The following is a 3,378-nucleotide window of genomic DNA, read 5'->3' as shown; positions in this document are numbered from 1 at the left end:
GTAGCGGTAATACGCACCTGATAACAGTACATAGAAAACAACATAGAGTATGGGGTTCAATTCAGAAGTTCTAGTCAGCCCGTGAAAAGGTAAAACTCTTGAGGGTCCTGGATGAGTACAGAATTGTTCAGTACAAAAAGGCGGTGGGTCTTATCGTCTCTGTCTGCGGAGGGTTAAGTGGTTGCACTCCCTGTGAAACAGAAAGCCCTATCCGTAAGGTGGGGAAGCCTACATCATAATCGCGAGATTTGATGTAGGAGAACGTCACATACAATAATTTAGAAGACTACTGATGCCACGAGCTGCTGAATGTCCATTCCGCTGTGCGATCGCACTCACCCCATCACCCCATCACCCCATTACCCCATCACCCCAAAAATAGCAATCTCTGGGAAATGTTGTTGAAAGAAAAATCAAGCGTAACTTCAAGTAATAGCAAAACAAGAGGAACATGATTCAACTAATTATGAAGACGACATAAATTTCGTGCTGCTGCTATCAAAATATTTTGTAATACCGTGTCTGCTTGAATAAAAATTTTCTCCTCTAAATGTTGAATAAATATTTCAATCTCACCTTTCTGGTTCTATAACTTGTGTATCTTAGCAGTTTGAGAATTGCTATATATATCTAGGGTTTGCTGATTAAATCTAAAAGCATTGACTTATATTGGTTTTGGCCTTTTTGAGTAGTGAAAAAGTACCCCTGTTTTGCCTAAGTAAGCTCAAAAAGTGAGTATTGGCGTAAGTATATAGGCAGAACAATTTTGGGATAATTTTTCCTTTGTACGTCCTCTACAACTCCTGATTCCTCTTGAGTATTCACTACTCCCTACTCCCTACTCCCTACTCCCTGCCAAGCGAAAAAGACTTTTGAGCGCAAACCCTATCTACTATAGCAATCAGGAATTTAGTTGTGAAAATTGAGATATTCCTTAAAAGTATAGAATATAGCAATTACTATATTCATGTGATACGTTTTTTTCTTCTTCTCTGTTCTCTATTCCCTATTCCATAAAAGTTTTCAATATCTCACAACTCAAATCATATTGCTATAAATTTGATTAATTCAAATCAAACACTATTAACATCAAAAGCGCTACACTAAAATCTAGCAAATTTTGACAAAGAAAGGTTTTACTATGACAATTTCTCCTGCATCTCAGTCATTAACTGAGAAATTTCCTCCAATACTTGAATATGATGCAATAGTCATTGGTTCTGGTATTGGTGGTTTAGTTACAGCTACTCAACTTGCAGCCAAAGGAGGCAAAGTTATAGTATTAGAAAGTTATACTATTCCTGGTGGTAGCTCCGGTTATTTTGAAAGTGAAGGATACACATTTGATGTTGGTGCATCAATGATATTTGGTTTTGGTAAGAAGGGTACAACAAATTTACTGACTCGTGCTTTAGATGCGGTAAATGTTAGCATAGAAACAATTCCTGATCCGGTACAAATACATTATCATCTACCAGATAATTTAGAGTTAAAAGTTCACCAAAAATATGAAAAGTTTATCGAAGAATTAACTCAAATATTTCCCCATGAAAAAAAAGGAATTCGTCAATTTTATGATGAATGTTGGACAGTTTTTAATTATCTCAATTCTATGGAGTTATTATCTCTAGAAGAGTTAAAATATCTCTCCAAATCATTTTTTCAACATCCTGGTTCTTGTCTGGGTTTATTGAAGTATTTACCTCAAAATGTAGGTGATGTTGCACGTCGATATATTAGCGATAAAAAATTATTAAAATTTATTGATATTGAATGTTATTGTTGGTCAGTAGTGCCAGCAGATTTAACACCAATGATTAATGCTGGAATGGTGTTTTCTGATCGGCATTATGGTGGTATTAATTACCCTAAAGGTGGTGTGGGTAAAATTTCTCAAATACTGGTAGAAGGTTTAGAAAAAACAGGGGGAGAAATTAGATATAAATCTCGTGTTCAACAAATTATTATTGAAAAGGGAAAAGCGGTAGGAGTTAAGTTAACTAATGGAAAGGTTTATCGAGGTAAACGGATTATTTCTAATGCAACGAGATGGGATACTTTTGGCAAATTAATTCCAGCAGAAAATATACCGTCAAGTGAGAAAAAATGGCGTAGTAATTATCAAAAATCACCAAGTTTTTTAAGTTTACATTTAGGAGTGGAAGCTTCTGTATTTCCAGAAGGTACAGAATGTCATCATATTCTCTTAGAAAATTGGGAGAAAATGGAGGAATCAGAAGGTACAATTTTTGTCTCTATTCCTACACTTTTAGACCCAGATTTAGCACCAAAAGGTTATCATATAGTTCATAGTTTTACACCTAGTTATATAGAAGATTGGCAAGGATTAAGTATCAAAGAATATGAAGCAAAAAAAGAAGAAGCTGCGGGGCGAATTATTGATAAATTAGAAAAGATTTTTCCTGGTTTAGATGCTGGTTTAGATTATATGGAAGTAGGAACATCTCGTTCCCATCAAAGATTTTTAAATCGCGAAGATGGTACTTATGGACCTATTCCTCGTCGTAAGTTAAAAGGTTTATTAGCAATGCCATTTAATCGTACTGCAATACCTGGTTTATATTGTGTTGGAGATAGTACATTTCCTGGTCAAGGTTTAAATGCTGTGGCTTTTTCTGGTTTCGCTTGCGCTCATAAAGTTGCTGTTGATTTAGGATTAAAAAAAGGGAAGAATTCAATAATTAATAATTAATAATTAATAATTAATAATTAATTATTATCTCTCCTTGAAAAGAAGAGGATTGACTAATCATGAAAATTTTTCTTTATTATCCCCTTAAAAGGAGAGGCTTTAAACCTAAATTATTCGGTAAACATCAGAATAATTAAGACGAACTGATTCATAATTATTAAAAAGGTGATTCAGTATGTATTAAACATCTGGTTATAATCAAAAATAAAATCAATTACCGCACAGAAATTATCAGGTAAGCATTTCCTGCGGAATGCTGCGCAAACAGCTATTAGCTTTCAGCTCTCAGCAACAAGACTCTCTCCTTAAAAGACAGTGTTTAAATTAATATAGATTTTAAGGGCAAGGGAGCAAACTTTTCTAGTAGGATAATTAATAAAGCTTTTATCGTAAACTAAAAACAATAGCTGATAGCTGATAGCTGACGGCTGAATGCTTACATTATCAGTTATTTCTCCCTACTCCCTACTCCCTCTTTTTCAGAGGTATCTGTTATACCAGTTTTAAAAAAGAATGTTACAAATAGTAAGCAGTATTAAAGTAATTGGTGGTGGTGCATAGTAATGGTAGAGAGAGTGTGGGGGGATGGGGGGATGGGGAGATGGGGAGATGGGGAGATGGGGAGAGTGAGAGATGGGGAGATGGGGAGATGGAGAGATGGGGAG

General features: G+C 35.1%; 1 protein-coding gene. It reads left to right on the top strand.

The annotated features are described in order from the left end of the window. Positions 1-1,141: 1,141 nt before the first annotated feature. Entirely contained in the window at positions 1,142-2,713 is a 1,572-nt protein-coding gene (gene crtH / locus F6K54_RS42100) for a carotenoid isomerase (RefSeq protein ID WP_293090439.1), read from the top strand. The last annotated feature ends 665 nt before the right edge of the window (positions 2,714-3,378 follow it).

The sequence above is a fragment of the Okeania sp. SIO3B5 genome, assembly GCF_010692555.1.
Taxonomy (GTDB): Bacteria; Cyanobacteriota; Cyanobacteriia; order Cyanobacteriales; family Microcoleaceae; genus Okeania.
This window is presented reverse-complemented; position numbering and strand designations above follow the sequence as displayed.

Excerpts from the sequence above, each read along its gene's own strand:
- crtH (WP_293090439.1), top strand. The coding sequence starts at position 1,142 with ATGACAATTTCTCCTGCATCTCAGTCATTAACTGAGAAATTTCCTCCA.